We start from the raw sequence: 23754 nt of genomic DNA, 5'->3' as shown, positions 1-23754 counted from the left end.
CTGACCTGCGAGTCTGCAGAGGTCGGCGCCCTGCGCCGCGCTATCGTCGGCGCTGTCCACGGCACCGGCGGTCGCACCTAGGGGTCAGCACATGTCCGAGCCCGCTCCGCAGTCGCACCTGACGGTTCGCGGCGCCATCACGCTCGGCGTCGGGGCGATGGTCGGCGCCGGGATCTTCGCGCTGCTCGGGCAGGCCGGCGAGGTCGCGGGCTCGGCGGTGTGGATCTCGTTCCTGCTGGCCGGGACGATGTCCGCCGCGCTCGGGTACACGCTCGTCAAGTTCGCGATGCGCTGGCCGTCGTCCGGCGGACTGATCGTCTACCTGCAGCACGGGTACCGCAGCCGCCGCCTGGTCGGGGTCGCCGCCTGGCTCGGGTACCTGACCGCCATCGTCGTCGTCTGCGCGATGGTCGCGGCGTCGTTCGGCGACTATGCAGCGGACGTGATCGCCGACGGGCCGGCCGGCGGCTGGCTGTCCAAGCTGTGCGCGTGTGCGCTCGTGGCGTTCGGGGCGTGGCTGACGGTCGCGGGGCCGCGTCTGGTCGACCGGGTGCAGTCGGCCATCGTCGGCGTGCTGCTCGTGGTGTTCGCCGTGTTCATCGTCGGCACCCTCTCGCAGGTCGACCTCGCGCTCCTCGCGCCGAGCACCTACCCCGGCGCCTCGGACATCGTCGCCAGCGTGGCGCTGACGTTCTTCGCGTACCTCGGGTTCGCTGTCATCTCCTTCGCGGGCGACGACCTCGCCGAGCCACGCCGCTCCTTGCCTGTCGCGATGTACACCGCGCTCGCGATCACCACGGTGCTGTACGTGCTCGTGTCGCTGGGCGTGTTCGGCACGCTCCCCGTCGACGAGGTCGTGGCCGCCGGGCCTCGCGCGCTCGCCGTGGCCGCGGAGCCCACGCTCGGTCACGCCGGCTACGTCATGATGACGGGCGCCGCGCTGCTCGCCACCTCGTCGAGCGTGACCGCGACGCTCTACGGCTCGGCGGGGCTGACCAGGGCTCTGGCGAGCTCGGGGACGTTCCCGCCCGCGTTCGGGCCGACCGGCCGGCTCGGAAGGCACGGCGGGCTGGTCATCACGGCGGCCCTGACGATCGCCTTCGTGACCGTGCTCAGCATCGGCGCGCTCGCGTCCGTCGGCAGTGCCGTGTCGCTGGCCGTGTTCGTGCTGGTCGCGATCGCGGCGTTCCGCCTCCGGGCCGAGCTCGGCGCCTCGACGCTGGTGACGGTGGCAGCCGTCGCGATCGCCGGGACCGTCCTCGGGTGGTTCGTCGTCGACCTGTTCACGAACCAGCGTCGCTCGTTCTGGTTCATGGTCGGGCTGGTCGCGCTGGCCGTCGTCGTCGACGAGGTGTGGACCCGCCGTCGGCGCTCCGCCGACGCACCGGCGAGCTAGTCGCTCAGCGCTTCTGCTTCCTGGGCGGGATCCGGGTCACCGGCCGCGCGTACTCGATGTAGCAGGCCTTGAGGCCGCACTCCGTGCACGTGAACCAGTGGATCAACGAGTCGGTCTCGTCGTGGTGCAGCTCGATCACACCTGAGGTGATCTCGATCTCGACGTGCTCGCAGGACATCGGAGCTCCTCACGGTGGGCGCGGCCGGCCCGGGTGGGCGCACCCTACGAGCCGGCACTGACACGCGATCCCCAGCCCGCATCCTCTGCTGCTGCCACACTGCCGAGGTGAGCGACGACGCGAGTACCAACCCGGCCCCGTCCGTCGGCCGGACCGTCCAGTCACGCATCTTCCGCGCCGGGGTCTTCGGCCACAGGCCGGTCGTCCCGGTCGCCCCGGAGGCGCTCGCCGCCACGGCTCGGCGGCGGATGAGCAACACCGCCTGGCGGTACGTCGCAGGCAGCGCCGGGCAGCAGCGGACCGCCCGGGCGAACCTCGAGGCGTTCGACCGCCACCGGCTGGTGCCGCGCATGCTCGTGGATGTCGAGCGACGCGACGCCTCCGTCGAGCTCTTCGGCCGCCGGATCCCCGCTCCCCTGCTGTTCGCGCCCATCGGGGTGCTCGAGCTCGCCCACCGGGACGCCGACAGGGCCGTCGCCCAGGCGGCCCGCGAGCTCGGCCTCCCGATGGTCCTCTCCTCCCAGGCGTCGGTGCCGATGGAGGACGTCGCTCGCACCCTCGAAGACGCGCCGCGCTGGTTCCAGCTCTACTGGAGCAAGGACGACGACGTCGTCGACTCGTTCGTCGCCCGAGCCGAGGCCGTGGGCAGCGAGGCGCTCGTCGTCACGCTGGACACGCACGTCCTGGGCTGGCGCACGCAGGACCTGGACGTCGCGTACCTCCCCTTCGCCCGCGCGGAAGGGATCGCGCAGTACACGAGCGACCCCGCGTTCCGACGCCTCGTCGAGGCCCGGGCCGCCTCGCCGGCGGGCGCCGATCCGACTCCGCGACCGACCCTGTCCGCGGTCCGAGCGCTCCTGTCGATGGCTCGCCACTACCCGGGACCCCTGCGCGAGACCCTCCGCTCGCCGCTACCCCGCGCCGCGGTCGACACGTTCCTCGACGTGTTCTCCCGGTCGTCGCTCACCTGGACCGACCTCGCGCGACTGCGCGAGCGGACGTCGCTCCCGATCGTCCTCAAGGGGATCCAGCACCCGGCCGACGCCGCGCTCGCCCTGGACCACGGCGTCGACGGCCTGATCGTGTCCAACCACGGCGGCCGACAGGTCGACGGTGCGATCGCGTCGCTCGACGCGCTGCCCGGAGTCGTCGAGACGATCGACGGACGCATCCCCGTGCTGTTCGACAGCGGCATCCGCGGCGGTGCCGACGTCGTCAAGGCGCTCGCCCTGGGTGCGCAGGCTGTGCTCGTCGGTCGCCCCTGGGTCTACGGGCTCGCGCTCGCGGGGGCCGACGGCGTGCGCGCGGTCATGGAGCACGTGTGGGCCGAGCTCGACCTCACCATGGCGCTGACCGGGGTGCGGTCGATCGACGAGATCGGGCCGCACCTGCTCGCCTGACGTCTCCGTCGGGTGCGCCCGAGTCCTCCCGTCGTCAGCCCGCGCACCGTGCCGCTCGTCGTGCTGCCGTAGCGCGCGGGAGCCAGGCGCGCGCCGATACGGTGGCCTGAGCCGCTCGTCATCGTCGCAACGCCCGGCGACCCCGCCCGGCGTGCCAGCAGAGAGGTGGGTGAGTCCGTGACGACGTATCAGGTCGGGTACTTCGTGGGGAGCCTGTCGTCGACGTCGATCAACCGGACGCTGGCGAAGGCGCGGGTCCGCCTCGCCCCGGACGACCTCGAGCTCAGCGAGATCCCGATCAAGGACCTGCCCCTCTACAGCCCGGACTACGACGAGGACTTCCCTGCCGAGGCCCTCGCGTTCAAGGCGGCGATCCACTCCGTCCAGGCCGTCCTGTTCGTCACCCCGGAGTACAACCGGTCCATCCCGGGCGGGCTCAAGAACGCCATCGACTGGGCGTCGCGACCGTACGGCCAGAACTCCTTCGACCACATCCCGGCGGCCGTGATCGGGATGTCGACCGGGCCCATCGGCACGGCCCTGGCCCAGCAGAGCCTGCGCGGGGTGCTCAGCTTCGTCAACGCGCGTCAGATGACGGCGCCCGAGGCGTACCTGCGCTGGTCGCCGGACATGTTCTCCGACGACGGCGACGTGCTCCTGGAGGCTACCGAGGCGGTCCTGCGCAGATTCATGGCCGAGTTCCGCGAGCACCTCGTGCGGGTACTGACCGTCCTTCCCCGGTCGTGACCTGCAGGGCGCTACATCTCCTGCGCCCAGGTCCGCCCTGCAGGAAGGCCCGAGCACTCCCCCATCTCGAACCGCGCGGCGATCCCCCTCGTGGTCGGCATCCTGATGGCGGTCGTGGGACTCGTCCTGCTGCCCGTCGGGGTGTTTCGTCTCTCGACGAACGTGGACCTCGCCGCGTCCGTCGCAGCAGGCACGCTCGCGCGGCAAGAAGAGCAGGGCGATGGCATCAGCCGATCAGCGGGCGTCCTTCGGGGCGCCGGATGAGCCGTCGCCGCTCGCGCAGGACGAGCGCCGACGCGAAGGTCACGGGGCCGAGCCGGCCGGCGAACATGAGGAGGATGAGGATGAGCTGCTGACCGGAACCCAGGTCCGGGGTGATGCCGGTGGACAGGCCGACGGTCGCGAACGCGGAGACGTTCTCGTACAGGATCTGGTCGAGCGTGAACGGGCTGGTCATCGCGATGGCGAGCGTCGAGGCGACGACCGCAGCGACGCTGAGGAGCGCGACCGAGATGGCCTGGCGGATCACCGCCGGCGAGAGCCGCCGGTCGAACAGCTCGGCATCGGGGTCGCCGCGCAGCTCGGCGATGATCACGAGCAGGAGGACCGCGAACGTCCCGACCTTGATGCCGCCGGCGGTACCCGCGCTCCCGCCGCCGATGAACATCAGGACGTCGACACCGAGCAGCGTGCCGGTGTTCATGTCGGCGGGGTTCACGCTGTTGAACCCCGCGGTCCGGGGCATCACGGCCTGGAAGAAGCCGACCAGCATCCGACCCGCGGGATCCAGCGGGCCGAGCGTCGCGGGGTTGCCCCACTCGGCGATCGTCACGAACAGCGTCCCGCCCACGAGCAGGATGACGGTCATCAGGAGGGTGAGCCGGGTGTGCACGCTCCACCGGCTCGGCCGACGGTGCTGGCGCAGGACCTCGAGGATGACGGGGAACCCGATACCGCCGATGATCACGGCGAGCGCGATGGGCAGGCAGATCCACGGGTCGGTGGCGAAGCCGATCAGGTTGTCGCTGAACAGCGCGAAGCCCGCGTTGTTGAACGCAGAGACGGAGTGGAAGACGCCCCACCACAGGCTCGTGGTCCACGGCTCGTCGTAGGCGGTCGCGAAGCGCAGCGTCAGGACCAGCGCGGTGACGGCCTCGACCGTGACACTGATGAGGGCGACGCCGACCAGCACGGCGCGCACGTCGCCCAGTCCGCTGCTCTTCGTCTCCCGGGCCGCCAGCACGCGGGAGCCGAGCCGGAGTCGCCGCGAGATCAGCAGGCCGAGCAGGGACGCCAGGGTCATGACCCCGAACCCGCCGACCTGGATGAGCACGAGGATCGCCACCTGACCGAACGGCGACCAGTACGTCGCGGTGTCGACGACCGTCAGGCCCGTCACACAGAGTGCCGACGTCGCCGTGAACAGGGCGACGAGCGGCGGCGCACCTCCCGGGCCGGCTCTGGCGATCGGCAGCATCAGCAGCAGCGTGCCGACCAGGATCCCGGCAGCGAACGCGACCACGATCACCTGCAGCGGCCGCGACGACCCCTGCCGCAGCCCGTGGGAGCCGGCGACGAACGGGCGCCGCGGACGACCCGGCGAGCTCGGTCTCACGGCCATGGCGTTCCACCTCGTGCGCAGGACGCGGACCGGTGGCCCACGAAGCCGGCACGAGTGCCGACCTGCCGAGCCTACGAGGCCGGCCGATCAACGCACGTGGCCGCCGTTCGGCGTGTTCCCGAGCGACGGTGCGGTGGCGTGACCGCACCGCCGCCCGGAGGCGCTCAGTAGCCTCGCGAGCTGTTGGCGGCCACCGGTGCGCCGCGCAGGGTCGCGACGTACTCGCCGGCCGTCATCGGCTTCGAGAACATCGGGTAGTCGAACGTGATGGCGTTGTCGTGCTCGGCCTGCGAGGTCGCGCCGACGGAGTCGGTGAGGGTGATGACCTCGAAGCCCTTCTCGTAGGCCGAGCGCATGGTCGACTCGACGCAGCAGTTGGTGAGGAAGCCCGCGAGCACCACGGTCGTGATGCCCTTGGACCGCAGGATGAAGTCGAGGTTCGTCGAGCCGAAGGCATCCAGACCGCGCTTGCCCTCGATGACGATGTCGCCCTCGACGGGTGCGACGTCCTCGACGATCGCCGCGCCCCACGATCCCTTGACGAAGGCGTGGGAGTCGACGACGCCCTTGAGGATCCCGTAGGGGTGCGCCGTGATCTCGCCGTAGCCCTCCTGGAAGGAGATGGGGCTGTGGATCACCGTGGCGCCCGCAGCGCGGGTGGCCTCCAGGGCGGTCTTGGCGTGCGCGAGCATGTCGGTGCTCTGCATCACGGCCTCGACCGCGCCGTGCAGCACACCGCCCTCGGTGGTGAAGTCGTTCTGGAACTCGATCAGGACGAGTGCGGTCGTCTCCGGGTTCATCTCTGGCTCCTTTGCTGGAAATGCGGACGGGCGGAACGGGTGGTGCGGATCAGGGGAGGGCCTGCTCGGCCAGCAGCTCGACGACGTGTCGGTAGGTGGCGCCGGTGGCTCGCGACATCCCGAGCTCGCAGGTGCGGTTGCAGCTAGCGTGCGCCTGCGCGTCGAGCCGGACAACCTCGGCGGCCTCACGCCGGGTGGCGGACGCCGTCAGCTCCGGGTGCAGCATGCCGCGGTCGCCCGCGAACGCGCAGCAGCCCCAGTCGAGGGGGACGTTGACCGTCTCGGCGACCGCCGACGCGACGGTCGTCAGAGCCGGGTCGAGGCCCAGCTGGGTCGACGAGCAGGTCGGGTGCAGCGTCACCGAGGACAGCCGCTCGAACGGCCCGAGCACGGGCAGGACGCGCTCGGCGACGAACGCCACGACGTCGATCACCCGGAACTCGTCGCCCAGCAGGTGCCGGAAGCCCTCGGTGCACGACGACGCGTCGCAGACGATGGGCAGCCGGGCGCCGTCGGTGGCCTCGCGAACGAGCGGCAGCACGCGCGCTCGCATCGCCTCGTGCCCCGCCGCGATCCCCTTGGACGACCAGGGGGTGCCGCAGCAGACCGACTCGATGGCGTCGGGAACCAGCAAGGAGATACCGGCCGCCGCGCACAGATCCTCGAACGCGACCTGGACCCCAGGGCCCTCGGCCGGGCCGAACATGACGTTCACGCAGGCGGGCAGGTAGACGGCATCGGGTGGCGACCACGGCCGGGAACGGCGTCGGGACGCGCCACCGCGCGGGAGGTCGGCGGACCACTGCGGCACGGTGTCGGCGCCCAGCAGGACACGACCGGCCGCGGTGACCGCCGACACGAAGGGCAGGGCCGGGGCCGCCGTGAGCGCCGCCGAGGCCAGTGCCGTCGTGCTCCCCCAGTGCTTCGCCGCGACGGTCCAAACGGCGGCGGTCGGCGCGGGGAGGTTCTCGCGGCGCAGGGTCTTGACCAGCAGGCCCGTGTTGATACCGACCGGGCACGCGGTGCCGCACATGCCGTCGACCGCGCACGTGTCCACCGCGGGGTACTCGTACGCCTTCTCGAGCCGCTCGGCCGTCGTCGCGTCACCGGCCAGCTCGGCGGCGCGGATGTCCCGACGGAGCACGATGCGCTGCCGCGGCGTGAGCGTCAGGTCGCGCGACGGGCAGACGGGTTCGCAGTACCCGCACTCGACGCAGCGGTCGACCTCCGGCTCGATCTGCGGCGCCAGCTTGATGTGCCGCAGGTGCGCCTGCGGGTCGTCGGAGAGCAGGACGCCGGGGTTGAGCAGCCCGCGCGGATCGAACAGGGCCTTGACCTCGCGCATGACGTCGTAGAGCTCGTCGCCGTACTGCCGTCGGACGAAGGGCGCCATGACCCTGCCGGTACCGTGCTCGGCCTTGAGGGAGCCCCCGTTGTCGAGCACGAGCGAGACCAGGTCCTCGGTAAATCCCGCGTACCGGGCCAGCTGCTCGCGCGTCTCGAACCGGTCGGTGAGCATGAAGTGGATGTTGCCGTCCTTGGCGTGCCCGAAGATCACCGAGTCCTCGTAGGCGTACCGGTCGAACAGCCCGGTCAGCGACGTGCACGTGTCCGCCAGCCGTTCGACCGGGACGACGACGTCCTCGAGCAGGGCGGTCGTGCCGCTGCGGCGCGCCCCCGCGACCGACGTGTAGAGCCCCTTGCGCAGGCGCCAGAGGTCGCGACGCACGACGACGTCGGTGGTCGGCTGCGCGGGTCCGAGCGCCGAGCGCGCTCCCTCGACGAGGCGCGCGAGCTCGTCGGCGGAGGTCGCCTGGTACTCGACGAGCAGCGCGGCCTGCCGGTCGACGGTCAGCGCGGCGACTGCGGCAGGGCAGTCCGCCAACCCCTGCCCGACCCGCAACGAGGTCGCGTCCATGAGCTCGAGCGTCGCGGCGCCGGTGGCCACGAGGCCCGGCAGCGCCCGGTTGGCCGAGGTGAGGTCGTCGAAGACCAGCAGGGTGGCGGCGGCGTGCGGACGCAACGGGACGGTGCGGAACGTCGCGGAGGCGACGAAGGCCAGAGTCCCCTCGCTGCCGACGACGAGGTGCGCGAGCATCTGCGGCACCGTGTCGAAGTCGACCAGGGCGTTGATCCCGTAGCCCATCGTGTTCTTCATCGAGAACTGTCGCGCGATCGTCGCGACGGACGCGGGGTCGGCGAGCACGCGCCGTCGCAGCGCGTGCAGCCCCCCGTACAGGTCGGGCTCAAGGGTGCGCAGCCGCTCGTCCGCGTCGGGTGCGCCCGTGTCGACGACCGTCCCCGACGGGAGCACCGCGACCAGCGACTCCAGGGTGCGGTAGCTGTTCTCGACGGTGCCGCACGCCATCCCCGAGGAGTTGTTGGCGACGACGCCCCCGATCGTGCAGGCGACCTCGCTCGCCGGGTCAGGCCCCAGCTTGCGGCCGTACCGGGCCAGCCGAGCGTTCAGGTGCCTGACCGTGACTCCCGGTTGCACGCGCACGCGCTCGCCGCCGTCGAGCACGTCGATCTGCTGGAAGTAGCGCCGCACGTCGACGAGCACGCCGTCTCCCCCGGCCTGCCCGGACAGGCTGGTCCCGCCCGAACGGAACGTCAGCGGCACGCCGGCGACGGCCGTCGCGCGGAGCAGGCGCCCGACCTCGTCGGCGTCCCGCGGGGCGACGACGGCCCGTGGGACGAGCAGCATGTGCGACGCATCGTGGGCGACGGCCCGGCGCAGCAGCTCGTCCGTGCGCACCTGTCCGGAGTCGCCGACGCACCCCGCGAGCAGGGCGGCGAGCGTGTCCGGCGTCGGTGCCGTCGAGATCATGGAAGCTCCATCTGACGTGTCGTCAGATTGTCGGACAAGTAGACTCACCTGACAAGAGGTCAGCACCCCTTACTCTTCAGTGACTCAGCGAAGAGGCGCAGCGAAGGGACGCAGATGGCGCGAGGGATCGTGGTGACGAGCCTCGTCGACGCCGTCGTCGACGACCTGCGGACCCTCGTCGTGACCGGCGCCCTCGCGCCCGGCACCCCGCTCACCGAGCTGGACGTGGCCACGCGGTACGACGTGGCCCGGGCAAGCGCCCGTGCCGCGATCGAGCGACTCACCGCCGAGAAGGTCCTGGTCCGCAACAACCACAAGACGGCCAGGGTCGTCGAGCTGGGCCCGGACGACGTGCGGGACATCTACCGGACCCGCACCTACCTCGAGTCCGAGGTGCTGCGCCGGCTCGCCGACGAGCGCCGGGTGCCGGAGTCCGCTCGGGAGGCCAACGCCGAGATCGCCGCGCTCTGGGCCCAGGGTTCGTACGCGGTGGTGGAGCCGGACATGCGCTTCCACACGAGCCTGATCGACGCGCTCGGCAGCACCCGGACCAGCGCGATGTACCACTCGCTCGCGTTCGAGGTGAAGCTCTGCATGGGCCAGCTCCAGGGACGGCAGCGGTTGAGCCCGGAGATCATCGTCGCCGAGCATGCCCGTCTGCTCGAGCTCATCGGCGCCGGCGACGCGGACGGCGCGGCCCGCATGCTCGACGAGCACCTGGCGCGCGCCCGTGAGCTGCTCGCCGCGTCGCTCGGCGGCGAGGCAGGCCCGGAAGCGTTCGTCCACTCCTCGGCTCTGCCGGCTTGACCTGAAACGCTCGACCCCTCGCGAGGTCACCAGCCGGCAGTGCCTTCGTGCCGTGGCTCGAGGACGACGACCGCGGTCGGCGACGGCCGCCTGGCCGCGAGCTGGTCGAGGCCGACGTCGATCTCCTGCCACCGGACCCACAGCCGGTCGCGTTCCTCACCCACGGCCGCCCGACCGTGCACCTCCCGACGACCCCCGTGAAGCTCGACGGTCACGTCCGGCTGCGCCTGCAGGTTGAGCCACCACGCGGGCTCCGGCGCCGCCCACCCGTTCATCGCGAGCGTGACCAGGTTCGGTCCGTCCTCGAAGTACCCGAGGATCGCGGTGCGCCGCTCACCGGTCCGCCGCCCGACCGTCGTCAGGGCCAGGGTCCCCCACTTGCCCGGCTTCGGACGCCACACGCCTCGCCCTCGGGTCAGGCGGAAGTACGCGCGGTGCACGGCCCAGAAGGTGCGGACGACCCACCGTGGCGGAAGTCGCGGTGCCTTCGGGTTCGAACCGCCGGTCTCTTCCACCAGCCGTCCTCCGTCCCCAGAGCGCCGGTCCACGAGGTGACGGCGCCGCCTCGGGCCTTCGAGGCGCGCCTCGAAGGGCGCAATCAGGCTACCGGCGGTCCGCTCAGGACGGTGGGCACGTACTCGAGGAGCTGCAGCCGACCGTCGAACGTCTGGCTCGCGACCATGTCCAACCGGACGTCGGGATAGCCGTCGTAGATCCGCTCCTGCCCCGTCGCCCCGGTGATGACCGGGAAGACGACCACCCGGAAGCGGTCGACGAGGTCGGCCTCCAGCAGCGAGCGGCACAGGGACAGGCTGCCGAGCGTGCGCAGCTGGGCGCCGTCCTGCTTCATCGACCGGACGACGTCTACCGCGTCCTGCGAGACCAGACGCGTGTTGGCCCACTCGAGCGGTTCGGTCAGGGTCGACGAGAACACGACCTTGTCGGCGTCGGTGAGCGGCGAGACGCCGGGCTCGTCCGACGCCGCGAAGCCCGACATCACCCGGTACGTCGTCGCGCCCATCAGAACCGTGTAGTCACCTTCGGGTGCCCTGTCCAACCACCCCAGGTACTCGGGACCTTCCATGCCCCAGAAGCCCGGCCAGCCCTCCGCGGACGCGTAGCCGTCGAGCGACGTGATGAAGTCCACCAGCAGCTCTGCCATCGCCTCTCTCCTCTCCCTCGCCGTCCACCGTGCGCGGCGCACGGTGCGAGAGCAACTCGAGCGGCCTCCTGCCTTATCGACGTCGACGTCGACGTCGACGTCGATCGGCGTCAGATCACCTCGTCCAGCTCGGCCTGCACGATCGCGCCGATCAACGAACACGCCGCGTCGCCTCAGGTGGCGCGCACACTTGTCGGGTCCGCGTCGTTGTGGCCGCCACGCCCGACGGCACGCTCGAGAAGCGAGACCACCATGGACGAGACCGGCGCCCGACACTGGGTCGTCAACCGCGAGCGCTACGACCGCATGTACGAGCCGTTCCAGGCCGCCCTGCTGTCGGCCATCGACATCCGGCCCGGGGAGCACGTGCTCGACGTGGGCTGCGGCTACGGCACGACCACGCTCGCCGCGGCCGACCTCGCTCGACCAGGGAAGGTCACGGGCATCGACCTCTCACCGACCATGCTCGGTCTGGCGCGAACGAGGGCCGTCGGTCGGGACGACATCGAGTTCATCGAGGACGACGCGCAGGTCCATGCGTTCCTGCCATCCACGTTCGACGCCGTGCTGTCCCGGTTCGGGCTCATGTTCTTCACCGACCCGGTGTCCGCTCTCACGAATCTCCGTCGCGCCGCCCGACCCGGCGGGCGCCTGGCGTTCATCTCGTGGCGGCCCCTGGCGCACCAGCCCTGGCTCCGTGTCCCCGGAGCAGCCGCCGCGCGCTTCGTCGGGGTTCCTGACCTGACGAACCGTGACGGGCTCGGAATGTTCTCCCTCTCCGACGAGCACCGTGTGAGGAACCTGCTCGACACCGCGGGATGGAGAGCAGTGGCGCTGGAACCGGTCACCACGAAGATCCTTGTCGGAGGCGGGGGCTCCACCGAGGACGCCGTGACGTTCCTGCGCAGCGGTTCGCTCGGTCGGCGGCTCCTGGACGGCGCAGACGAGATCGCCGAAGCCCGCGCACTGGCCGAAGTGAGAGCAGCCCTTGCTCGGCACACCGAGTCCGACGGGGTCCGCCTGGAAGCCAGCGTCTGGCTGGTCCAGGCAACGGCCTGAGGAAGCGCTCGGCAGGAGAACCCTGCGCGACACGCCCGGACAACGCGCGCGTCGACCCCCCATCGCGCTCGCAGGCCAGCGCCCGCAGCGGCCGGGTCTCGCGTGAGAGCTTGCCCGCCAGACGGGCGAACCACGTCGTGACGACATCAATAGGGCGGTCTGCGCTGCCGATGGAGTGACAGAGCCTCCCAAAAGGGGGCAACGAGTCCGATCTCCATCGTCGTCCAGTCACGGAGCACCACTCATGCCTCGCATCTTCCGCCGATCGCTGACGAGCACCCTCGTCTCCGCGGTCGCGGTCGGAACCTTTCTCCTGGCGGCACCCCCTTCGGTCGCGGACACGCAGCCGCCGGTGGTCTACCACGACGAGTGGCCGACGCTCGCGGCCGACGCGTTCACACGAACGTCGACCGAGGGTTGGGGCACGGCCCGGGCCGGGGGGAAGTGGACGCATGCAGGGGTGACGTCGAGCTACCGGGTCAACGGCTCGGCCGGCACGATCGCCGTTCAGCGAGCGGGGTCGACGCTCTCCTCCTACCTCGGCGGGGTCTCCTCGACCGACACCGACGTCACGGTCTCGCTCAGCACCAACCGGTTGCAGACCGGCACCGGTAGCTACGTCTCGGTCGTCGGCCGACGCGTCGGCACGGTGAACCTCGGCACGAGGCTTCGGCTGAGGTCGGACTCGACGGTCGCCGTGTCGCTTCTGGACGGTTCCGCGACCATCGGCCTGGTGTCGTTGCCTCGAAAGCTCGGCGTCGGCACCAAGCTCATGGTGCGCACCCAGGTCATCGGAACGGCCCCGACGACCCTGCGCACGAAGGTCTGGTTCGCCGGCACGAGCGAGCCGACCGCGTGGACCGTCAAGGGCGTCAGTGCCGTGGCCAGGACGGAGCCCGGAACGGTCGGCGTCTCCGCGTACCTGGCGGGTTCGGTCACCAACGCGCCGATCACCTTCACGTTCGACAACTTCGCGGCCCGGACGACCAAGCCCGTGTCTGTGGCCAACTACGTGCCCACGGCACAGTTCAGTGCAACGGTCACCGGCGCGAGTGCAACGCTCGACGGGACCGCCTCCAGCGACGTCGACGGCACGATCGCCTCGTGGGCCTGGGCTTTTGGCGACGGCACCACAGGCACCGGTCAGCGGACGTCGCACAAGTACCTGACCGCCGGGCAGAAGTCGGTGACACTCACGGTCACCGACAACTCCGGTGCCAAGCACTCGACGACCAAGACCGTCACGCCGCAGCTCGCGGCCATGCCCAGCGCCGACAACACCGGCGTTCCGGCCGGCAAGACCATCACCAAGGTCGTCCTGGGCAACGTCGCGGTCACCACGGACGGCACCGTCATCGACGGCTGGGACATCCGCGGTTACGTGTCGGTCAGGGCCAAGAACGTCGTCATCCGCAACTCCTACATCCGCGGCGCGGCCGTCCCCGAGAGGAACGACCTGGTCCGGGTCCAGGGCGACGCCTACTCGGTGACCATCGAGGACTCCACGCTGGTCGCCCAGACGATGAGCCCGAACGTCGACGGGGTCAAGGGCTGGAACTTCACGCTGCGCCGCGTCGAGATCGCCAACGTGATCGACACCGTCCACATCCATGGATCGAACGTCCTCGTCGAGGACTCCTGGATGCACGACAACGCGCACTACTACAGCGACCCGAACTGGAACGGCGGCCCGAGCCACAGCGACTCGGTGCAGATCCAGTCGGGCTCCAACATCACCGTCCGGCACTCGACGATCACCGGCTCGCACAACGCGGCCTTCATGGTGACCCAGGGCACCGGGCCCGTCACCAACTTGTCGATCTCGGGCAACTACCTCGACGACGGTGCGTGCACGATCAACGAGGCCGCCTCGACGTACGGCGCGCCGACCGGGATGGCCGTGCTGAACAACGTGTTCGGTCGCGGCATGCAGTACGCGGGCTGCGCGGTGCGCATCCCGACTGCCTACGCTCTCGACCTGCGCGGCAACACCTACCAGGACGGGGCCGTCGTCACCCGGACCAACATCTGATTCGTCACGTCCCGCCGACAGCCGCAGCTCCCCGCCGGGCTTCAGGGTGACCCGATCGGGTGTTGTCACGCCCCGGGACCAACCAACCCGACCGTCCGCACGTTCTTTGACTGTCGACCTGCCCTGCCTGGGCGGGGGCGGCGACCTGCCGGCCGGGGTGTACCTGGCCGTGCTTGGTCTGACCCTGAACGCCAACGGGACGACCTACGCCGACGAGGGCCCGGTCGACGTGTTCGTCGGCGGCTACGACGCGGCGATCGCAGCGACACAGAGCTGGGACAGGACGAGTAGGAGACGCAGGCGTTCGGTGCGCACCGGACGAACGTCTGAAGAAGGGCGGGCGGTCCCGAATCCTGACCGCGCGCGTCAGCCGAGTCGAGCGACCCGCACGACGTCGGTGTAGTGCTGCGCCCCGGCGTAGGCCAGGCCGACCAGCATGGTGCCGACACCACGAACCTCGATGAGACCCGCAGGGATCGGCGCGCTCCAGACCTGGTCCGGGCCGGTCAGCGAGTACGCGTCGATCCGGTCGCCGCCCGCCTGGCCCGGACTCCGCACGGCGAGGAGGGCACGACCGTCGGTCATGATGCTGCCGTAGGTGACGCCGTCGGACGGCTCGACGGTCCAGAGCAGCCTGCCCGAGCGCCCGTCGAGAACGTCGATCCCCTGACCTGCGAGCACGTAGACACGCCCCAGCAGGACGAGTGCGCCGTACCCGCTCGTCGAGATGTCGGCCGTCCAGAGGGTCCGGCCCGTGGTCGCGTCGGAACCGCGCAGCGAGCCGACCCGGACCGCCTCCTCGCCACCGTCCGTGGCTGCCGAGGGCGTGGGCAGCGTGAGGATCAGGTCGGGCAGGCTGCCGTCGTCGACGGCCGGGTAGACCAGGTCGCCCGAGAGGTCGTGCTCCACCGTGCCGTCGGCGCCGAGCAGCTGCGTGCTCGTCCCGCTGCTGCTGTGGGTGACCGCGAGGAAGCGGTCGGCGACGGGAGCCTCGACGATCGAGCTGCCATCCATGGACGCGTCCCGCTCGGGCTGCACCGCCAGCGGCACGCCGTCCTCGTCGAGCCGCATCGCCCAGCTGCCTGAGCTGACCTCGATGAGGCCGGCGGCGCTCTGGACCGACGGCACGTAGCTGGGGCGGATCGCAATCGGGGGGACGTCGAGGTGCCGGGACCACACCGTCTCGCCCGAGCTGGGTTCGTACGCGGCGACGTCGATCCCGTTGTCGGCCCAGAGGGCCAGGACGACATGGCCGCCTGCGATGGCCATCCCGGCCTCGCTCGTTGGCCACTGCGCGATCTCGTGCCCGTCGTGAGTGTCGAGGACCCGCACGAGCGTCTCGGTCGCGGGGACCCTTTCGTACAGGCCGTTCGTCTCGAACCCGTCACTGACCATGCACGCGAGCAAGGTCGGGTCCACCGCCCGGGGTCCGACCGGCAGGCAGTGCCCCGACGACGCATCACCCTCGCCCTCGCGCGCCTTCGCCAGACCCGCGTTCGGGCCGTACACGACGGTCGACCAGCGTTCTGCACCCGTCGCGAGGTCGATGGCAGCGACCCTTTGCGCGCCGTCCGGGTCGACCACGATGTTCATCGCCGCCCCGTCGGCCACGATCCCGCCCGCGGCCGCCTGGGTCGACGCGCCGGCGATGTCCCAGCGGATCGGCAGGTCGGGCTCGATCGGGTCGAGCACCCCGGGCACGTCGGTCAGGCCGGCGAGCAGCGACCGCTGACGTGCGTCGGTGATGCCCTGGTAGGCGACGAGCGCGAGCACGACGGTCGCCGCTGCGGCAGGTATCAGCCACCATCGGCGGTGTCGACGAGGCGGTCCCGGGACACCCCCCTCGTCGTCCACCGCGGCGCCCTCGCTCACGGCGTCGACGAGCTCGATGTCCTCCATGCCGCCCCCGCGTGCCATCCGGCGATGATATTGCGTCGCAGATGGTCGCCCGGGGAACTACCCCCGAAGGTTCCACGGATCAAACCACGCATCCCCCGGGCCTCTGGGGGATCAGTCTTCCAATCCGTACCTGCTGCACCGCGGGCGGCTGGATCGCGCCAGTCGTCGGTACCAGAACGGGTTCTCCGCACTCCCGGAATGGCTCCGAGTGCGGAGGGCGTCCCCACTCGCCACCAGTGGTATCGCGCGCCGGCGAGCACCACAGGTGGACGCTCGCGTACACCGCGACGCGCTTCCCCCGGTGGCCACCCTGTCCCTCGTCCGGGAAGCTCCCGACGATGCTTCTGTTACCTCACGTCCAGGTTCAGCTGGCGGCGTCGATCTCGGGGAATCTCCACGTCCCGTCCAGGATCTCCGGCCGTGGCCGGTACATCCGAACGGTGTAGTTCCACCCGTCCTGGACGGGGAGCGGGTTCAGGTCGATGGCGTCACCCCCGAAGGTCACTGTTATCGAGCCGTCCGGGTTCTTCGAGCCAGAGACACTGTTGACGCTGTAGGCGTCCAGCTCGTTCGCATGGAGAAATCCGTCGGCGCCGTAGACGGTGATGGACCAGAACGCCTCTACGGGAACGGCCGCGGCTGTGATCGTGTATCGGCCAACCGGCAGGTTCGGCTCGCGGCTCTCGTAGTAAGCCTCGCGCTCGGGCAGCCCGCCCCAGCCTGCGGCGGTGCCGAGCAGATGGGCGTGAACGTCGACCTCGTTGCGCGTACCAAACATGCCGTGGGTGCCGTGGAGGCCCTTCGATGCTTCGGCGAGCACAGCTGACCGGACCGCCGTGAACGACTCGTCGTCGTAGTCCGGGAGGTCGAGAGGCTCGTCGGAATCGGCGCTGAGGGCTAAGCCGTCCTGGAGGCCGTGGACCTGGGAGATGTCGTCCGGGTCGGTGGGGTCGACCAGAATGCGGGCGGCCAGCAGCACGTACGGCGTGTCGAACTCGTCCATGGTCAGCACGTACTCGCCGGGCTCCGTGAAGACCCGGTTGATGTAGTGGTCCTGGTTGACGACCATCACCGTCAGGTACCTGCCGGAGGCGTCTGGGATGGAGACCGCGGCCCCGGCGGAGATGTTCACGACGGCGAAGCTGTACAGGGTGTCGCGGTTCGTACGGATCACCGTCTGTTCGTCCACCGGCACCGGCTCTCGGTGGTGCTTCCAGCGGTTCAACCCGCCGGACTCGGCCTGTAGGCCCACGAGCATGCGGTTGGTCTCGGCCCGCACGAAGTTGTCTTCGGTCACCGCAATCGCCATGGAGGACTCCCCATCGGTAGAAAACGCTCGAGTTTGCAGCGTATCCACCTGCAGCTGAGTGGCTCGAGGGCCCGATGCTCGACGGGACGATCCCTGGGTCAACTCCTGCAGAGAAGTCAAAGTCCTCTTGGGGTGCGCCTCCGATCAGGCAGAACCACGGTTCCGGCAGGTCGCGTTGGCGTCACAGGAGTCGATTGCGCCGATCTCTTCGGCACGCACCGTTGAACGCTGTCGGAGCAGGCCCGCTTCGACGACAACAACTGAACAGAGTACGAGCCCCGCGACCCACGCACTGTTGGGGACTGGGGCACGCTGCGATGCCCGCAGGCCGACTACCATCGGCGAGCGGGAGCAGGCGAACCACACCGGAGTTGTACGGAGGGTTCTACGGATTGAAACCCTGATCTCCCGGGCCTCTAGCTCAATTGGCAGAGCAGCGGACTTTTAATCCGCGGGTTGTGGGTTCGATCCCCACGGGGCCCACCGTGACCGGTCAGGACGCCCCGACCGACGCACTGCTGGGCGACGTGCGCTGCAGGAGCCAGGCATCGAGCTGCGTGGCGGGCATGGGGCGGGCCAGGTGGTAGCCCTGGGCCTGCTCGCACCCGAGCTCGCGCAGGCGGTCCCAGACGTCGGGCGTCTCGACGCCCTCAGCGACGACCCGGAGGCCGAAGCGGTGCGCCAGCGTGAGCAGCGACTCCGCCACGTAGGCGTCCTGCTGCTCACCGAGCATGCCGGTGATGAAGGTGCGGTCGATCTTGAGGGCGTGCACCGGGAGGGTCGACAGCAGCGCCATGGACGTGTACCCGGAGCCGAAGTCGTCCAGCGAGACGCGGATGCCCATGGCGGCGAGCTGGTGCAGCACCGCGGTGGCGGCCGCGGGGTCGGCCATCACGGCCGTCTCGGTGATCTCCAGCTCGAGCAGGTGCGCCGGCAGGCCGGTCCGCACGAGCGTCTCCATCACCATCGCGGGCAGGTCCCCGCCGACCAGGGATCGAGGGCTGATGTTCACCGCGACCGCCAACGGACGGCCGGCGGACCGCCACTGCACCGCCTGACGGCACGCACGGTCGAGCACCCACTCGGTCAGCGGGTGGATCAGACCGGTCGGCTCGGCCATGGGGATGAAGGAGACGGGCTGCAGCAGTCCGTGCCGCGGATGAGCCCACCGCACCAGCGCCTCGACCGAGAGCACCTCGCTCGAGTCGAGCTCGGCCTTCGGCTGGTAGTGCAGCACCAGCTCGTCGTGGTCGATCGCCTGTCGCAGCTCGGCGAGCAGCTGCAGCTGGACGACGTCGTGCGGGTCCACCTCGGAGCTGTAGGGCACCACGCGGGAGCCCGAGCGCTTGGCGGCGTACATGGCGATGTCGGCGCGCTGCAGCAGGCCGGCGACGTCGGGAGCGTCGTCGGGAAGGATTGCCAGCCCCGCGCTGGCCTGGACGTCCAGGAGCACGCCCTCGACGGTGAAGGCACTTCCGTCGAGCCCGTCGACGAGTCGGCGCGCCACCGCCATGGCGGCCCCGGGGGTGGCGATGTCGCGGATCAGGACCGCGAACTCGTCGCCGCCGAGCCGGACCACCAGGTCCGTCTGGCGCGCGAGGCGGGTCAGCACGTGGGCCACCTGCACGAGAAGCGCGTCGCCGGCCTGGTGGCCCAAGGTGTCGTTGACGGCCTTGAACCGGTCCAGGTCGAGCAGCAGCAGGCCCGACACCTCGTGGCCACGCAGCGACGACTCCGCCTGCGCCAGCGCAAGCCGGTTGCCCAGCCCGGTCAGGGGGTCCCGCAGCGCTTCCTTCTGGCGGCTCCGCGCACGGCGGTTCGTCTGGACGAGGCCGGTGCCGACGAGCAGCGCAGCCAGGCCTAGCGCCGCGTAGAGCCGCAGGATGTCCTGCGTGACCTCCGCGCGCACGGAGGGCAGAACGGCCTCGACAGTCGCATCGGCAGTCCCGTCCTCGTCGGCGTCGTAGGCGACGAAGACCTCGATCGTGTCCTGGCCGTCGACCGAGCGGTCACCAGGCTGGGTGAACATGGGCTCCCTGGCCGCGCGCTGTCGCTCGTCCAGCGGCATGCGGATCTCGTCCACGGGGTGCCCGGCGTCGGCGAAGAGCAGCGTCCCGTCGAGCCGCCACACCTCCAGGCCGTACAGCAGACCTCGACCGCTCAGGACGTTCACGTTGGTGTTCATCGTCGCCGCCACCGACGGCGTGAGCGGGTCGGAACCCTCCAGGTCGCTGGAGGTGACGTTCTGCTCGACCGCCATGGCGACGACCGTCTGCGCCGTCAGACCTGCCTGCCGGACAGCACGCTGCTCGACATGGGACGCCAGCTGCGCGCCGACGAGCGCTGCCGCCAGGACGACGACAGCCACGGCGCAGCCGAGCAGCCACCCGGGCACAGGTCGAAGACGCCAGCTAGTCACGTCGTATACATCGACCGGTGTGGTCCAGGTCCTGAGTGGATGCGACCGTCCAGGTCAGCGCGGCTGCGGTCAGCGGCGACGCAGACCGACCGGGGCAGGAGGTTCGTCGCCCTCGACCCAGGTCGCAGACGCCCACACCGCGGCGAGGGAGATCGTCAGCTCGGCGCTCTGATCGTTGAGGACGACGAGCTGGTGCTGCGCGCCCTGCTGGGCCTTGAGCCGCATCGAGAGCTGGCTGATCGCGCTGTTGTCCTTCTGCGGCCCGAGCTCGTGCGTGACCCCCACGGCGCGCGAGCGCCGCATCTTGGGCGAGCGGGCCGCAGGTGCGAGAACCTCAGGGATGACCCGACGCATCCAGACCGACGACCCGACGTCCCGACGCATCGCCCGCGTCCTGCTCGGCCTCAGCCTGCTGTTCGCGGGCATCAGCCACCTGACCTTCGCGCGCGACGAGTTCCGTGCGCAGGTCCCTGGCTGGTTCCCGCTCGACGACGACGTCACCGTCCTCGCGTCGGGTGCGGTCGAGGTGGGGCTAGGCGCGAGCCTCGTCCTGTCGCGCCGTCGGACGGCGGTCGGGCTCCTCACAGCCGCGTTCTTCGTCGTGATCTTCCCGGGCAACGTCGGTCAGTGGCTCGAGCGCAAGGACGGCTTCGGGCTGGACACCGACGGGCGCCGGCTGGCCCGCCTGTTCTTCCAGCCCGCCCTCGTCGCGTGGGCCCTGTGGTCGACCGGCGCCCTGCACGCGCTGCGGAGAAGGGCGCGCGCCTGACCTCGACGCGTGTCTACTGTCGAGCCGTGAGGGTCAGCAGCTGATGTGGTGGCGGGTCGCCGCGTCGGCGCTGCTCGGGGTCGTGCTGCTGTGGGTCGCTCTGCTCGTGGCGCTCTGGCGCCTGGCCCCGGAGAACGCGTCTCTGCGCGAGCTGCTCCGGCTGCTCCCCGACGTCGTGCGGCTCCTGAAGCGGTTGGCGGGCGACCCGTCCTTGCCCCGCGGCGTCCGGACCCGGCTGTGGCTGCTCCTCGTCTACCTGGCGCTGCCGATCGACCTCGTGCCGGACTTCATCCCGGTCCTCGGCTACGCGGACGACGCGATCATCGTCGCGTTCGTGCTGCGCAGCGTCGCTCGACGCGCCGGCCCCGAGGCTGTGAGCAGGCACTGGCCGGGCTCACCAGAGGGACTCGCGGCCGTCCTCCGGCTCATCGGGACGGGCACCGGGCACGGCTAGCCGCGACGCGCGCCGCCGCTCAGGCGTCCGCGCGCTGCTCGTCGATCCGGTGGCGCTCGTCCACGATGACCGCGCCGGCTGCCGCGAGCTTGACCTCGTGGTCGCGGTAGTGGTGGCCGCAGAAGAGCAGCTCGAGGTCGTCGCCCAGCATCGCCTTGACGTAGGCCTGCGCACCGCAGCGGTCGCAGCGGTCCTGGCGGGTCAGGGTCGCGGTGGGGGTTGTCTCGAGCACGGTGGCTGCGGTCATCAGCGGTTACCTCATCCTTCGGGCGGACTTCTTGCGCGTCACGTCTTGCGCTACTGATCGACCGAACGACGGGTCGAACTGAAGGATTCCGGTGTTCGCTGAGCGGGGAACTGCGCCGGGCCGATGTCGGTAGCGGACCGTAGCGTGGGCCGGGTGGCCGTGGAGGTGCTGCCCGCAACCGGGCGATACGACGACTTCTTCGAGGTCGTGGGTGTGAAGAAGCCCGGCGGCCGGGGCTGCTGGTGCATGGCGTACCGGGACTCCTCGGTGCCTGCCGACGAGCGCGCGCAGTACATGCGCGACGAGTGCGCGACCGAGCCCGGGCCTGGGGTGCTCGCGTACGTCGACGGTGTCGTCGCCGGCTGGTGCTCGGTGGCGCCGCGCAGCACGTACCGGCGCCTGATGAACTCGCGGACGATCCCCTTCGTCGACGACCGCGACGCGTGGAGCATCGTCTGCTTCGTGGTGCGGGCCGGTTTCCGACGGCAAGGGCTCATGCACGAGCTGCTGGCCGGCGCGGTGGCTCACGCGACCAGGAACGGCGCGACGGTCGTCGAGGGGTACCCGGTGGTCGTCGACGAGCTCGGCCGGGTCGACGTCATCTCGGGCTACGTCGGCACGAGTCGCCTGTTCGAGGCCGGGGGCTTCCGTGTCGCGTCCGAGACGACCGCGCACAGCGGCGGCAGGGAACGGGTGGTGATGCGCCGGGAGCTCCGCTGAGCACCGGTCGGCCTCAGCTCGCGGATGCCTCCCGACGTTCGAGGTAGGCCTGCCCGCGCGGCGACAGCCGGTAGCCGACCTCGAGGCTGTGGGTCAGGCCGAGCTCCTTGAGCCTGCGGACGTCACGCTTGAAGGGGGCCGTCTCGCGGCCGACCGAGGCCGCCAGGTCGGGTGCACGCGTCGCCGGCCTGTCCCGGATCAGCTCGAGCGTCTCGCGCGTCCACGGGGTGCGGGCGTCCCAGCGGGCGAGTGTCGCGGTAACCTCCGCGAGCGCCTCCGCGGTGAACGACGCGTCCGACGAGAGCGCGTCGCGAGGGTCCGGTCCGCCCCACGACACCTCGACCCGGAACAGAGGCAGCTCGGTCCGGCCACCGACCACCTCGTCGACCGACGACGCACCGGCCGCGCGTGCTTCGTCGAGACTCACGGCGGCCGGGTCGACCTGCGACACCGTCCCGACCCGCACCACGCCGACGACCGACAGGAACGAGCCGCCCGCCCGGACGCGGGGCGTCGCCCACCGCCGGAACGCGAGGGCGACCGAGCCGTCGGCGATGCCGTCGGCCGTGCGACGGTCCAACAGCATGGCCACGCTCCGGGTCTCGACGACGGATCACCTCCATGATGGCTTCATGGAGCTCGCGTTCACCGGCGGCATCGCCGCGATCGTCCTCTTCGGCGTTCTCGGTCAGCTGCTCGGCAGGGCGACGCACATCCCGTCGATCATCCTTCTGCTGCTCCTGGGCCTGCTGGTCGGCCCGGTCCTGGGATGGGTCGACCCGGACGAGCTGCTCGGCGACGACCTCTTCCCGCTGGTCTCGATGGCGGTCTCGGTGCTCCTGTTCGAGGAGGCGCTCAAGCTCGACTTCCGGCGGCTGAGCGGTGGCGCGCGACGGCCGGTGCTCGGTCTCGTGACGGTCGGCGCCGCGTTGACGGGGCTCGGGGCGTCGGTGCTGACGTACGTCATCTTCGACCTCTCGGTCGCGCGTGCCGCAGTGATCGGCGCGATCCTGATCGTCTCCGGACCGACCGTCGTCGGCCCCCTGCTCGCGGTGATCAGGCCCAAGCAACCACTCGAGTCGGTGCTCGCGTTCGAGGGCATCTTCATCGACCCGATCGGCGCGACGGTCGCGCTCGCCATCACTCACGTCGCCCTGCACGAGCACCCGCCCGGCCTCTTCCAGACGGGCCTGACCGGGATCGTCGTCGGCCTGCTCACCGCCGTGCTCTACCTGGTCCTCGTCCGGTTCGCCCGGGTGCCCGCGTCGATGCAGGTCGCGCTCGCGCTCGCGCTCGCGCTCACGGCGTTCGCGTCCGCCGAGGCGATGTTCGAGGAGTCCGGCCTCTGGGCGACGACGACCCTCGGCGTCGCACTGGCCAACCAACGGTTCGTCGCGCTCGGTGCGCTGCACGAGTTCGGCAGCCATGTCGGCGTCCTGATCATCGGCTCGCTGTTCATCCTCCTGGCTGCCCGCGTCGACCTCGATGCGCTCCTCCGGTACGCGCCCGCGACGCTCGTGCTCGTCGCCCTGCTGGTCCTCGTCGTGCGACCTGCGGTCGCCTGGCTCGCCACGTCAGGCACCGTGCTGTCCCGACGAGAACGCGGCATGGTCGGGTGGATGGCGCCACGCGGCATCGTGGCGGCGTCGACCGCGAGCCTGTTCGCTCTGCAGTTCGAGGATGCACGCAAGCCGTTCCCCCAGCTGGTGCCGGTCGTGTTCGGGGTGGTGCTGGCCACGGCGGTCATCTACGGGCTCACCGGGCCGTTCGTGGCGGCACGGCTCGGCGTGCGGTCCGACAACCCAGAGGCGCTCGACGCCGACGGGCTCCCGCTCGCTACCGCCGATAACGATTGAGACTCCATCGACACCCAGACGTTACTTAGCAGTAGGAACCTCTTCATAT

The 23754-nt window shown here is 70.7% G+C and carries 22 protein-coding genes and 1 tRNA gene; 11 read left to right on the top strand and 12 right to left on the bottom strand.

Features of this window, described 5'->3' with window-relative positions; genetic code table 11:
• Positions 1–91: 91 nt before the first annotated feature.
• On the top strand, positions 92–1396 hold the full coding sequence (locus tag AC1DPN_RS02220; protein WP_477083084.1) for an APC family permease: 1305 nt from the start codon (positions 92–94) through the stop codon (positions 1394–1396).
• A 4-nt stretch (positions 1397–1400) separates the two neighbouring features.
• On the opposite strand, the gene AC1DPN_RS02215 is transcribed toward AC1DPN_RS02220, so the two are convergent.
• Positions 1401–1574, bottom strand: a complete 174-nt coding sequence (locus tag AC1DPN_RS02215; RefSeq protein ID WP_477083083.1) for a hypothetical protein — start codon at positions 1572–1574, stop codon at positions 1401–1403.
• A gap of 107 nt (positions 1575–1681) precedes the next feature.
• Here AC1DPN_RS02215 and AC1DPN_RS02210 point away from each other — a divergent pair, with 107 nt between their 5' ends.
• Complete coding sequence (locus AC1DPN_RS02210) at positions 1682–2974, top strand: alpha-hydroxy-acid oxidizing protein (RefSeq protein ID WP_477083082.1); 1293 nt, start codon at positions 1682–1684, stop codon at positions 2972–2974.
• Between the two features lie 177 nt (positions 2975–3151).
• Positions 3152–3721 carry an NADPH-dependent FMN reductase gene (locus tag AC1DPN_RS02205; protein WP_477083081.1) on the top strand — a complete coding sequence of 190 codons (570 nt, stop codon included), beginning with the start codon at positions 3152–3154 and terminating at the stop codon, positions 3719–3721.
• 226 nt (positions 3722–3947) lie between these two features.
• Here the strand turns inward: AC1DPN_RS02205 and AC1DPN_RS02200 are convergent, their stop codons facing one another.
• From AC1DPN_RS02200 to AC1DPN_RS02190, 3 genes are all read right to left on the bottom strand, one after another.
• Positions 3948–5342 (bottom strand): TrkH family potassium uptake protein, encoded by a 1395-nt coding sequence (locus AC1DPN_RS02200; protein WP_477083080.1) that lies wholly within the window; start codon positions 5340–5342, stop codon positions 3948–3950.
• Positions 5343–5506: 164 nt separating this feature from the next.
• The gene (locus tag AC1DPN_RS02195) at positions 5507–6142 is read right to left on the bottom strand and encodes a cysteine hydrolase family protein (protein WP_477083079.1); all 636 of its coding nucleotides are present in this window, start codon (positions 6140–6142) and stop codon (positions 5507–5509) included.
• A gap of 49 nt (positions 6143–6191) precedes the next feature.
• Entirely contained in the window at positions 6192–8972 is a 2781-nt protein-coding gene (locus AC1DPN_RS02190) for an FAD-binding and (Fe-S)-binding domain-containing protein (RefSeq protein ID WP_477083078.1), read from the bottom strand.
• Between the two features lie 114 nt (positions 8973–9086).
• Between AC1DPN_RS02190 and AC1DPN_RS02185 the strand changes: the two genes are divergently transcribed.
• Positions 9087–9779: a GntR family transcriptional regulator gene (locus tag AC1DPN_RS02185; protein WP_477083077.1), complete on the top strand. Its 693-nt coding sequence runs from the start codon at positions 9087–9089 to the stop codon at positions 9777–9779.
• A gap of 26 nt (positions 9780–9805) precedes the next feature.
• On the opposite strand, the gene AC1DPN_RS02180 is transcribed toward AC1DPN_RS02185, so the two are convergent.
• Both AC1DPN_RS02180 and AC1DPN_RS02175 read right to left on the bottom strand, forming a co-directional pair.
• Positions 9806–10294, bottom strand: coding sequence for a nitroreductase/quinone reductase family protein (locus tag AC1DPN_RS02180; RefSeq protein ID WP_477083076.1), 489 nt, complete (start codon positions 10292–10294; stop codon positions 9806–9808).
• A gap of 83 nt (positions 10295–10377) precedes the next feature.
• A complete protein-coding gene (locus tag AC1DPN_RS02175) occupies positions 10378–10941 on the bottom strand; it encodes a dihydrofolate reductase family protein (RefSeq protein WP_477083075.1) in 564 nt (187 codons plus the stop codon).
• Positions 10942–11193: 252 nt separating this feature from the next.
• Between AC1DPN_RS02175 and AC1DPN_RS02170 the strand changes: the two genes are divergently transcribed.
• Both AC1DPN_RS02170 and AC1DPN_RS02165 read left to right on the top strand, forming a co-directional pair.
• Positions 11194–12000, top strand: coding sequence for a class I SAM-dependent methyltransferase (locus tag AC1DPN_RS02170; protein WP_477083074.1), 807 nt, complete (start codon positions 11194–11196; stop codon positions 11998–12000).
• 244 nt (positions 12001–12244) lie between these two features.
• Positions 12245–14032, top strand: coding sequence for a PKD domain-containing protein (locus tag AC1DPN_RS02165; protein WP_477083073.1), 1788 nt, complete (start codon positions 12245–12247; stop codon positions 14030–14032).
• A 366-nt stretch (positions 14033–14398) separates the two neighbouring features.
• On the opposite strand, the gene AC1DPN_RS02160 is transcribed toward AC1DPN_RS02165, so the two are convergent.
• Both AC1DPN_RS02160 and AC1DPN_RS02155 read right to left on the bottom strand, forming a co-directional pair.
• Positions 14399–15949 carry an outer membrane protein assembly factor BamB family protein gene (locus tag AC1DPN_RS02160; RefSeq protein ID WP_477083072.1) on the bottom strand — a complete coding sequence of 517 codons (1551 nt, stop codon included), beginning with the start codon at positions 15947–15949 and terminating at the stop codon, positions 14399–14401.
• 346 nt (positions 15950–16295) lie between these two features.
• Positions 16296–17360 (bottom strand): DUF1214 domain-containing protein, encoded by a 1065-nt coding sequence (locus AC1DPN_RS02155; protein WP_477083071.1) that lies wholly within the window; start codon positions 17358–17360, stop codon positions 16296–16298.
• Positions 17361–17650: 290 nt separating this feature from the next.
• Between AC1DPN_RS02155 and AC1DPN_RS02150 the strand changes: the two genes are divergently transcribed.
• Positions 17651–17723, top strand: a tRNA-Lys gene (locus tag AC1DPN_RS02150).
• A 10-nt stretch (positions 17724–17733) separates the two neighbouring features.
• On the opposite strand, the gene AC1DPN_RS02145 is transcribed toward AC1DPN_RS02150, so the two are convergent.
• Together AC1DPN_RS02145 and AC1DPN_RS02140 are read right to left on the bottom strand one after the other, a co-directional pair.
• Positions 17734–19608, bottom strand: a complete 1875-nt coding sequence (locus tag AC1DPN_RS02145; protein ID WP_477083070.1) for a putative bifunctional diguanylate cyclase/phosphodiesterase — start codon at positions 19606–19608, stop codon at positions 17734–17736.
• A gap of 120 nt (positions 19609–19728) precedes the next feature.
• A complete protein-coding gene (locus tag AC1DPN_RS02140) occupies positions 19729–20013 on the bottom strand; it encodes a hypothetical protein (RefSeq protein ID WP_477083069.1) in 285 nt (94 codons plus the stop codon).
• On the opposite strand from AC1DPN_RS02140, the gene AC1DPN_RS02135 reads away from it, so the two are divergent.
• Together AC1DPN_RS02135 and AC1DPN_RS02130 are read left to right on the top strand one after the other, a co-directional pair.
• Positions 20000–20428 carry a DoxX family protein gene (locus AC1DPN_RS02135; protein WP_477083068.1) on the top strand — a complete coding sequence of 143 codons (429 nt, stop codon included), beginning with the start codon at positions 20000–20002 and terminating at the stop codon, positions 20426–20428. The genes AC1DPN_RS02140 and AC1DPN_RS02135 overlap by 14 nt on opposite strands.
• Before the next feature lie 43 nt (positions 20429–20471).
• A complete protein-coding gene (locus AC1DPN_RS02130; protein WP_477083067.1) occupies positions 20472–20882 on the top strand; it encodes a YkvA family protein in 411 nt (136 codons plus the stop codon).
• A 19-nt stretch (positions 20883–20901) separates the two neighbouring features.
• Here AC1DPN_RS02130 and AC1DPN_RS02125 read toward each other — a convergent pair whose 3' ends face one another.
• On the bottom strand, positions 20902–21129 hold the full coding sequence (locus tag AC1DPN_RS02125) for a DUF7455 domain-containing protein (RefSeq protein WP_477083066.1): 228 nt from the start codon (positions 21127–21129) through the stop codon (positions 20902–20904).
• A 153-nt stretch (positions 21130–21282) separates the two neighbouring features.
• Here AC1DPN_RS02125 and AC1DPN_RS02120 point away from each other — a divergent pair, with 153 nt between their 5' ends.
• Complete coding sequence (locus AC1DPN_RS02120) at positions 21283–21849, top strand: N-acetyltransferase family protein (protein ID WP_477083065.1); 567 nt, start codon at positions 21283–21285, stop codon at positions 21847–21849.
• 13 nt (positions 21850–21862) lie between these two features.
• Here AC1DPN_RS02120 and AC1DPN_RS02115 read toward each other — a convergent pair whose 3' ends face one another.
• On the bottom strand, positions 21863–22435 hold the full coding sequence (locus AC1DPN_RS02115) for a hypothetical protein (protein WP_477083064.1): 573 nt from the start codon (positions 22433–22435) through the stop codon (positions 21863–21865).
• Between AC1DPN_RS02115 and AC1DPN_RS02110 the strand changes: the two genes are divergently transcribed.
• The gene (locus AC1DPN_RS02110; protein WP_477083063.1) at positions 22434–23705 is read left to right on the top strand and encodes a cation:proton antiporter; all 1272 of its coding nucleotides are present in this window, start codon (positions 22434–22436) and stop codon (positions 23703–23705) included. The two genes, AC1DPN_RS02115 and AC1DPN_RS02110, sit on opposite strands and share 2 nt — an antisense overlap.
• Positions 23706–23754: the final 49 nt, after the last annotated feature.

This window comes from Cellulomonas sp. P4_H4 (assembly GCF_056400865.1).
Note: the sequence above shows the minus strand (reverse complement) of the source record. Positions and strands in the feature narration are given on the sequence as shown.

Coding starts and splice junctions, on each gene's coding strand:
- AC1DPN_RS02110 (WP_477083063.1), top strand. CDS start 22,434: ATGGCCACGCTCCGGGTCTCGACGACGGATCACCTCCATGATGGCTTC.
- AC1DPN_RS02135 (WP_477083068.1), top strand. CDS start 20,000: ATGACCCGACGCATCCAGACCGACGACCCGACGTCCCGACGCATCGCC.
- AC1DPN_RS02160 (WP_477083072.1), bottom strand. CDS start 15,949: ATGGCACGCGGGGGCGGCATGGAGGACATCGAGCTCGTCGACGCCGTG.
- AC1DPN_RS02195 (WP_477083079.1), bottom strand. CDS start 6,142: ATGAACCCGGAGACGACCGCACTCGTCCTGATCGAGTTCCAGAACGAC.
- AC1DPN_RS02130 (WP_477083067.1), top strand. CDS start 20,472: ATGTGGTGGCGGGTCGCCGCGTCGGCGCTGCTCGGGGTCGTGCTGCTG.
- AC1DPN_RS02115 (WP_477083064.1), bottom strand. CDS start 22,435: ATGCTGTTGGACCGTCGCACGGCCGACGGCATCGCCGACGGCTCGGTC.
- AC1DPN_RS02165 (WP_477083073.1), top strand. CDS start 12,245: ATGCCTCGCATCTTCCGCCGATCGCTGACGAGCACCCTCGTCTCCGCG.
- AC1DPN_RS02215 (WP_477083083.1), bottom strand. CDS start 1,574: ATGTCCTGCGAGCACGTCGAGATCGAGATCACCTCAGGTGTGATCGAG.
- AC1DPN_RS02220 (WP_477083084.1), top strand. CDS start 92: ATGTCCGAGCCCGCTCCGCAGTCGCACCTGACGGTTCGCGGCGCCATC.
- AC1DPN_RS02170 (WP_477083074.1), top strand. CDS start 11,194: ATGGACGAGACCGGCGCCCGACACTGGGTCGTCAACCGCGAGCGCTAC.
- AC1DPN_RS02125 (WP_477083066.1), bottom strand. CDS start 21,129: ATGACCGCAGCCACCGTGCTCGAGACAACCCCCACCGCGACCCTGACC.
- AC1DPN_RS02190 (WP_477083078.1), bottom strand. CDS start 8,972: ATGATCTCGACGGCACCGACGCCGGACACGCTCGCCGCCCTGCTCGCG.
- AC1DPN_RS02200 (WP_477083080.1), bottom strand. CDS start 5,342: ATGGCCGTGAGACCGAGCTCGCCGGGTCGTCCGCGGCGCCCGTTCGTC.
- AC1DPN_RS02175 (WP_477083075.1), bottom strand. CDS start 10,941: ATGGCAGAGCTGCTGGTGGACTTCATCACGTCGCTCGACGGCTACGCG.
- AC1DPN_RS02185 (WP_477083077.1), top strand. CDS start 9,087: ATGGCGCGAGGGATCGTGGTGACGAGCCTCGTCGACGCCGTCGTCGAC.
- AC1DPN_RS02140 (WP_477083069.1), bottom strand. CDS start 20,013: ATGCGTCGGGTCATCCCTGAGGTTCTCGCACCTGCGGCCCGCTCGCCC.